At 72.9% G+C, this 9,073-nt stretch carries 1 protein-coding gene and 1 pseudogene; both read left to right on the top strand.

Annotated elements, in window-relative coordinates; translation table 11 throughout:
- Positions 1 to 843 (top strand): annotated as a pseudogene (locus ABT053_RS43080) (acyltransferase domain-containing protein); the annotation flags it as partial.
- Positions 844 to 852: 9 nt separating this feature from the next.
- Positions 853 to 9,073, top strand: an 8,221-nt coding sequence (locus ABT053_RS43085; protein WP_350977950.1) for an SDR family NAD(P)-dependent oxidoreductase, incomplete at its 3' end; no start/stop codon positions are given.

Raw genomic sequence — 9,073 nt, forward strand, 5'->3', positions numbered from 1 at the left:
ATGGGTGCGGGGTTGCTGGAGTCCTCGCCGGTGTTCGCGGAGCGGTTCGCCGAGTGTGCTGAGGCTTTGAGTCCGTTGGTTGATTTTTCGGTGGTTGATGCGGTGCGTGGCGGGGTGGGTTTGGATCGGGTGGAGGTGGTGCAGCCGGTGTTGTGGGCGGTGATGGTGTCGTTGGCGCAGGTGTGGCGGGGTTTTGGGGTGGAGCCGGTTGCGGTGGTGGGGCATTCGCAGGGGGAGATCGCGGCTGGGGTGGTGTCGGGGGGGTTGTCGTTGGGTGATGGTGCGCGGGTGGTGGCGTTGCGTAGCAGGTTGCTGAGCGGGTTGACCGGTGGTGGTGGGATGGCGTCGGTGGGATTGCCGGTGGATCGGGTGGAGGGGTTGCTGGCTGGGTGGGGTGGGTTGTCGGTGGCGGCGGAGAACGGCCCGGCTTCGACGGTGGTGTCGGGGGAGGCGGGGGTGTTGGCGGGGTTTGTGGCCGAGTGTGAGGGAGCGGGGGTGCGTAGTCGTCTGATCGCGGTGGATTACGCCTCGCATTCGGCGCAGATGGAGGAGATCGGGTCTGAGGTGATGGAGGCGCTGGCGGGCATTGCACCGCAAGCGCCTCGGGTGCCGTTCTTTTCCACGGTGAGTGGGCGGTGGCTGGACGAGCCGTTGGATGGCGCGTACTGGTTCCGGAATCTGCGGGAGCGGGTGCGGTTCGCGCAGGCGACTCAGGGGTTGATCGAGGCGGGGCATCGGGTGTTTGTGGAGGTGAGTCCGCATCCGGTGTTGACGGTGGGGGTGGAGCAATCCCTGGAGGCGGCGGGGGTTGAGGGCGCTGCGGTGGGGACGTTGCGCCGCGACGAAGGAGGCATGGACCGCTTCCTGCTCTCGCTGGGCGAGGCGTTTGTGCACGGGGTGGAGGTGGACTGGGCACCGGCGTTCGGGGACGCGCTCCCGGATCTGGACGCCGACCTGCCCACCTACCCCTTCCAAAGGAAGCACTACTGGCTCGCGTCCCCCGCCGCCCGGTCCGGTGGTCCGACGACGACCGTGGACGGATGCCGTTACCGCGACGAATGGCGGCAGGGAACCACCGCCGAACCCGCGTCGCTCTCCGGGACCTGGCTGGTCGCCGTACCGCCCGGAGGTCAGGACGACCCGCTCACCGGACTGTGCGCGGAGGCGCTCCGCGCTCGTGGCGCCACCCCCGTCGTGGTCCAGGTGGACGCGGAAGGGGCGGCCGAGGCACTGCGCGGACACGCTGACGCCGCCGGCACGCTGTCCCTGCTGCTTCTCGACGAGGACGAGGCCCTGGCGGCGACCACGCGGCTGGTGCGGGCGCTCGCGGAAGCGGGCGTCCAGAGCCCGCTCTGGCTGGTGACCCGCGGCGCCGTCGCCACCGGCGAGGCCGACCCGCCGCGTGCCCCCCGCCAGGCGGCCCTCTGGGGCCTGGGCCGGGTGATCGCCCTGGAACGACCTCACCGCTGGGGCGGCCTGATCGACCTGCCCGAGACCGTGACGGAGGCCGTCGCGGGGGACCTGGCCGCGGTCCTCGCCGCCGGTGACGGTGAGGACCAGGTGGCCGTACGCGCAGAAGGTGTCCTGGTACGCCGTCTGGTGCGGGCTCCGCTGAACGGCGCGCCCCCGGCGCGGCCCTGGCGTCCGCAAGGGACGGTGCTGGTCACGGGCACCGGCACGGTCGCGACGCGGGTCGCCCGGTGGCTCGCGGAGCAGGGGGCCGACCGCGTCCTGATGGCCGGGCGCCGAGGCGCCGCCTCCCCGGACGCGCGGACGCCGCGGGACGAGGCGGAAGCCCGGATCCACGTGGCCGCGTGCGACATCGCCGACCGGGACGCCGTCGTCGCGCTGCTCGGCGGCATCCCCGCCGACCAGCCGCTGACGGCGATCGTCCACGCGGCCGGAGCGGGAGACGACGCCCCGCTGGACGAGCTGACCCCCGAACGGGTCGTCGCCGCCGCCCGGCCGCACCTCGAAGGCGCGACGATCCTCGGCGAGCTCACCGGCGACCTGGACGCCTTCGTGCTGATCTCCTCCCTCGCCGGGACCCTCGGCACCCCCGAACGGGCGGGCACGGCCGCGGGTCACGCCTACCTCGAAGCGCTCGCCCGCTCCCGGCGCGCCCGAGGGCTGCCCGCCACCGTGATCCACTCTGGCGACTGGGTGCGCGACGACAGGCGCAGGGCGCACGGCCTGCGCGAACTCGCGCCCGACCTGGTGTTCCAGGCACTGCGCCAGGCGCTCGACCACGACGAGACCGCGATCACCGTCGCCGACATCGACTGGCCGCGCTTCCACCTCGCCTTCACGGCCTCGCGCGCCAGGCCGCTGCTGGACGGTGTGCCCGAGGCGCGGGCGATCGCCGCGGCGGACGCGCACGACGACGGCTTCGCCGCCCGGCTGGCGGGCCTGGGCGACGCCGAACGGGACCGCGTCGCGCTGGATCTGGTACGCGCCCAGGTAGCCGCCGTTCTCCGGCACGACGACCCCGGCGCGGTACGGACCGGCCTGCCCTTCAAGGACCTCGGGTTCGACTCGCTGCTCGGCGTGGATCTGCGCAACCGCCTCAACGCGGCGACCGGTGTACGGCTGCCCGCCACGCTGGTCTTCGACCACCCGACCCCCGAGGCCCTGGCCGCGCAACTGGTGTCGGCGGTGACCGGGACGGCCGGACGGCTCCCCGAGCCCCGCGTCACCGTCACCGCCGAGGACCCGATCGCGATCGTGGGGATGGCCTGCCGTTTCCCCGGCGGGGTGCGTTCGCCGGAGGATCTGTGGCGGCTGGTCGCCGAGGGCGGGGACGCCATCGGCGACTTCCCCACCGACCGGGGCTGGGACCTGGAGGGGCTCTACGACCCCGACCCCGACCGGCCGGGCAAGAGTTACGTACGACACGGCGGTTTCCTCTACGACGCCCTGGAGTTCGACGCCGGGTTCTTCGGGATCTCGCCGAACGAGGCGCTGGCGATGGACCCGCAGCAGCGGTTGCTGCTGGAGACCTCCTGGGAGGCGTTCGAACGGGCCGGGATCGACCCCACCTCGGCCCGTGGCAGCCAGACCGGCGTTTTCGTCGGCCTCAGCTACCAGGACTATCTGACCCGGCTGCACGAGCAGCCCGCCGGTTTCGACGGGCACCTCCTCACCGGCACCACCGCCAGCGTCGCCTCCGGCCGGGTCGCGTACCTCCTCGGACTCGAGGGCCCCTCGCTCACCGTCGACACGGCCTGCTCGTCGTCGCTCGTCTCGCTGCACCTGGCCGCCCAGGCGCTGCGCCGTGGCGAGTGCTCGCTCGCCCTCGCCGGTGGCATCGCCGTCATGTCCACTCCCGGCATGTTCCGCTTCTTCAGCCGCCAGCGCGGCCTGGCCCCCGACGGCCGGTGCAAGCCGTTCTCCGCCGCCGCCGACGGGTTCGGCGCGGCGGAGGGCGTCGGCATGCTCCTGGTGGAGCGCCTGTCGGACGCCCTCGCGAACGGTCATCGGGTGCTGGCGGTGGTGCGTGGTTCGGCGGTGAATCAGGACGGTGCGTCGAACGGGTTGACGGCGCCCAATGGTCCGGCGCAGGAGCGGGTGGTGCGGCGGGCGTTGGCGGATGCGGGGTTGGTGGCGTCGGAGGTGGACGCGGTCGAGGCGCACGGGACCGGTACGGCGCTGGGTGATCCGATCGAGGCGCAGGCGTTGATGGCGGCTTACGGTTCGGGTCGGGAGCGTCCTTTGTGGTTGGGGTCGGTGAAGTCGAACATCGGTCACACGCAGGCCGCCGCCGGGGTGGCGGGTGTGATCAAGATGGTGATGGCGATGCGGCATGGGGTGTTGCCGCGGACGTTGCACGCGGATGAGCCGTCGCCGCATGTGGATTGGTCGTCGGGTGCGGTGTCGCTGCTCACCGAGGCACGGGAGTGGCCGAGGAACGCCGGAGCCCGGAGAGCCGCGGTCTCGTCGTTCGGCATGAGCGGCACGAACGCGCACGTGATCGTCGAGGAGGGGCCGGAGGCGGCGGAGGTCGCGGAAGGTCAGCGGGCGGCCGGTCCGGTGCCGTTGGTGGTGTCGGGTCGGTCGGTGGGTGCGGTGGGGGATTTGGTGGCGGGTTTGCGGGGTCGGGTGGTGTCGGCGGGTGCGGGTCGGGTGTTGGTGTCGGGTCGGGCGCGGTTTGAGCATCGTGGGGTGGTGGTGGGTGGGGAGTCGGTTCGAGGCCGGGTTTTAGGTAGTGGTGGGGTGTTTGTTTTTCCGGGTCAGGGGTCGCAGTGGGTGGGGATGGGTGCGGGGTTGTTGGAGTCCTCGCCGGTGTTCGCGGAGCGGTTCGCCGAGTGTGCTGAGGCTTTGAGTCCGTTGGTTGATTTTTCGGTGGTCGATGCGGTGCGTGGCGGGACCGGTTTGGATCGGGTGGAGGTGGTGCAGCCGGTGTTGTGGGCGGTGATGGTGTCGCTGGCGCAGGTGTGGCGGGGTTTTGGGGTGGAGCCGGTTGCGGTGGTGGGGCATTCGCAGGGGGAGATCGCGGCTGGGGTGGTGTCGGGGGGGTTGTCGTTGGGTGATGGTGCGCGGGTGGTGGCGTTGCGTAGCAGGTTGCTGAGTGGGGTGGCGGGTCGGGGTGGGATGGCGTCGGTTGCTTTGTCGGCGCGGCAGGTGGAGGAGCGGATCACGAACTGGGGTGGGTTGTCGGTGGCGGCGGAGAACGGTCCGGCTTCAACCGTGGTGTCGGGGGAGGCGGGGGTGTTGGCGGGGTTTGTGGCGGAGTGTGAGGCGGCGGGGGTGCGGTGCCGTCTGATCGCGGTGGATTACGCCTCGCATTCGGCGCAGATGGAGGAGATGCGTGGGGAGTTGGCCGAGGCGTTGGCGTCGGTGACTCCTTTGGTGCCGCAGGTGCCGTTCTTTTCTACGGTGAGCGGGCGGTGGTTGGACGAGCCGTTGGATGGCGCGTATTGGTTCCGGAATCTGCGCGAGCGGGTGCGGTTCGCGCAGGCGACCCAGGGGTTGATCGACGCTGGACACCGGGTGTTTGTGGAGGTGAGTCCGCATCCGGTGTTGACGGTGGGGGTGGAGCAATCCCTGGAGGCGGCGGGGGTTGAGGGCGCTGCGGTGGGGACGTTGCGCCGCGACGAAGGCGGCATGGACCGCTTCCTGCTCTCGCTGGGCGAGGCGTTCGTCCACGGGGTGGAGGTCGACTGGTCCCCAGCGTTCGGGGACGCACCCCCGGATCTGGACGCCGACCTGCCCACCTACCCCTTCCAGAGGAAGCGCTACTGGCTGGACGCACCGCCCCCGGCGGCCGACGCGCACGGCCTCGGCCTCGTACCCGATGAGCACCCCATGCTCGGTGCCGTCCTCGACGGCACGGACGAGGACGGGTTGGTGTGGACGGGCAGGATGTCACTGGAGACCCATCCGTGGCTGGCCGGTCACGCCGTACGGGAAACCGTGCTCATGCCCGGGGCGGCGTTCGCCGAACTCGCCGTGCACGCCTGCGCGCACACCGGGCTCGGCCAGGTGGAGGAGCTGACCCTGGAGGCGCCGCTGGTCCTCCCCGAGCGCGGAGGCGTGCGTCTCCGCGTCGTCGCCGGTGCCGGGGACGCGACGGGCGTCCGGCCGGTGCACGTCTCCTCGCGGCAGGACGGCTCCGACACCTGGACCAGGCACGCGAGCGGCCTGCTCGGCCCGGCCACAGGCGGGCCGGTGGACGACCCGCGGCAGCCGGTTGCGGGCGGGCTGGTGGACGCCCTGCGGTGGTCGGCCGTGGGCGGGCCGGTGTGGCCGCCCGCCGGTGCCGAGCCGATGGACGTCCGCGACCGTTACGACCGGCTCGCCGAACAGGGGTACGTCTACGGGCCCGCGTTCCAGGGGCTGCGGGCGGCCTGGCGGCACGGCGGCGACGTCTACGCCGAGGTGACCCTGCCGCCCGCCGGTCAGGACGACGCGGCCCGGTTCGGCATCCACCCGGCACTGCTGGACGCCGCCCTGCACGCCCGCGAGATGAGTGCAGGCGACGGCGAGGTCCTGCTGCCGTTCGCCTGGGCCGGGATCCGGCTGCACACCCGTGCCGCGACCACCCTGCGCGTGCGGCTGACCCCCATCGGCACGGACGCCTTCCGCGTCGAGGCGGCCGACGAGCAGGGCCGGCCCGTCGTCGAGGTCGACTCCCTCACCGTGCGTTCCGTCCCGGTGAGACGGCTCACCGGCCGTCCTGTCGCGTCCTTGTTCACCGTCGACTGGATCCCGGCGCGGGACGGCCGGGAGGTCACCCCGCTCGCCCCGCTCGTCCCACACCCCGACCTCGCCACCGTGCCTGATCTCGCCGCCGTGCCTGAGCTCGTCCCCGGCACCGTGCTCGTGGAGGCGCCCCGGGAGGCCGGCCCGGACGAGGCGGCCCGGTGGGCCCTGCGGGTCGTCCGGGAGTGGCTCGCCGAGGAGCGGTTCGTCTCCGCCCGGCTGGTGGTGGTCACCCGGGGCGCGGTCGGTACCGGAACCCCGGGGGAGGCCGTCGCCCCCGGCCACGCGCCCGTGTGGGGACTGCTCCGCTCCGCCCAGTCCGAGCATCCTGGCCGCTTCGTCCTGGTGGACCTGGGAGACGGTGACCAGCCGATCCTCGTACCCGACGAGCCGCAGGTGGCCGTACGCGGAGGCCGGGCGCTCGTCCCCCGGCTGGCCAGGACCGGCCCCGCGACCGGCGCAGGTTTGCCGCGCCTGGACGGCACCGTCCTGATCACCGGCGGCACCGGGACCCTCGGCGGCCAGATCGCCCGTCATCTCGTACGCGAGCACGACGTCCGGCGGTTGCTCCTGCTCAGCCGCCTCGGACCCGCCGCCCCCGGGGCCTCGGACCTCGTGACCGAGCTGCGCGGCCTGGGCGCCGACGTGACCGTGACCGCCTGTGACGCGGCCGACCGCGACGCGCTCGCCACGGTCCTCGACCGGACCCCCGACCTGGTGGCCGTCGTGCACGCCGCCGCCGTACTGGACGACGGGATCGTCGAGTCGCTGGACCCCGCCCGCCTCGACGCCGTCATGCGTCCCAAGGCGTACGCCGCGCTGAACCTGCACGAACTCACCCTCGGGCGGGACCTCGGCGCGTTCGTGCTGTTCTCCTCGCTCTCGGGCGTGCTGGGCGCTCCCGGTCAGGCCGGGTACGCCGCCGCCAACACCTATGTCGACGCCCTCGCCCAGCACCGCCGCGCCCTGGGACTGCCCGCCGTCTCCCTGGCCTGGGGGGCGTGGGAGCAGCGCAGCGCGCTCACCGGCGGCCTCGACGACACCGAGGTCACCTGGTGGACCGAGAACGGTGTCACCCGGATGCCGACCGAGGAGGGTCTCGAACTCTTCGACGCCGCCCTCGCCGTCGGTGCCCCGCTGCTCGTCCCCGCGCGCCTGGACCCCCGCGAGGCACGCCGACCGGCCGACGCCCCGCTCCCGCCTCCGCTCAGGAGCCTCGTCCGCGCCCCCGCGCGCCGGGCCGCCGACGCCGCCCCGGCGATCACCGAGCTGAGCGAACGAGAGCTGCTCGACCTGGTGAGAGCCCAGGTGGCCGACGTCCTCGGCTACGCCGACCCGGGCCAGGTGGAGATCGGCACAGCGTTCAAGGACCTCGGCTTCGACTCCCTGCTCGCGGTGCGGATGCGGAACCGGCTGAACCAGGTGACCGGGCTGCGGCTGCCCGCCACCGTCGTGTTCGACCACCCGACGCCCAAGGCCCTCGCCAGGCACCTCAGGACGGGCAGGCCCGAACCCCGCGAGGCGCCCCGCCCCGTACCGTCCGGCGAACCCGTCGCGATCGTGGGGATGGCCTGCCGTTTTCCCGGCGGGGTGCGTTCGCCGGAGGATCTGTGGCGGCTGGTCGCCGAGGGCGGGGACGCCATCGGCGACTTCCCCACCGACCGGGGCTGGCAGGCCGTCTACCACCCCGACCCCGACCATCGGGGCACCAGCTACGCGCGCTCCGGCGGTTTCCTCCACGACGCGGGGGAGTTCGACGCGGAGTTCTTCGGGATCTCTCCGCGTGAGGCGCTGGCGATGGATCCGCAGCAGCGGTTGCTGCTGGAGACGTCGTGGGAGGCGGTGGAGCGCGCCGGGATCGACCCGTCGTCGCTGCGCGGCAGCCAGACCGGTGTCTTCGCCGGTGTGATGTACCACGACTACGTCACGGACCCGCGTGCCCTGCCCGAGGAGCTTGAGGGCCACCTGCTGTCCGGCAACGTCGGCAGCATCGCCACCGGCCGGGTCGCCTACACGTTCGGCCTGGAGGGGCCGGCGATCACGGTGGACACGGCCTGCTCGACCTCGCTCGTCGCGCTTCACCTCGCCGCCGCCTCGCTGCGCCAGGGCGAGTGCTCGCTCGCCCTCGTCGGCGGCGTCACCGTGATGCCCACGCCCACCCCGTTCATCGAGTTCAGCCGCCAGCGCGGGCTGGCCCCCGACGGCCGGTGCAAGCCGTTCTCCGCCGCCGCCGACGGCACCGGTTGGTCGGAGGGGGCCGGGGTGCTCGTCGTCGAACGCCTCTCCGACGCCCTGCGCAACGGTCATCGGGTGCTGGCGGTGGTGCGTGGTTCGGCGGTCAACCAGGACGGTGCGTCGAACGGATTGACCGCGCCGAACGGCCTGGCGCAGGAGCGGGTGGTACGGCAGGCGCTGGCCAACGCGGGACTGGCGGCGCCGGAGGTGGACGCCGTGGAGGCGCACGGGACGGGGACCACGCTGGGCGATCCGATCGAGGCGCAGGCGTTGATGGCTGCTTATGGCTCGGGTCGGGAGCGTCCGTTGTGGCTGGGGTCGGTGAAGTCGAACATCGGTCACACGCAGGCCGCCGCCGGGGTGGCGGGTGTGATCAAGATGGTGATGGCGATGCGGCACGGGGTGTTGCCGCCCACCTTGCACGCGGACGAGCCGTCGCCGCACGTCGACTGGTCCTCAGGCGCGGTGTCGCTGCTGACTGAGGCACGGGAATGGCCCGGAGCCGACCATCCCCGGCGGGCCGGGGTCTCCTCCTTCGGCGCCAGCGGGACGAACGCGCATGTGGTGTTGGAGCAGGGGCCGGTGGTCGAGTCTCTCGGGTCTTCGGAGGTTCCAGGGGTTCCGGTGCCGTTGGTGG

The organism is Streptosporangium sp. NPDC002524 (assembly GCF_040295985.1).
Taxonomy (GTDB): domain Bacteria; phylum Actinomycetota; class Actinomycetes; order Streptosporangiales; family Streptosporangiaceae; genus Streptosporangium.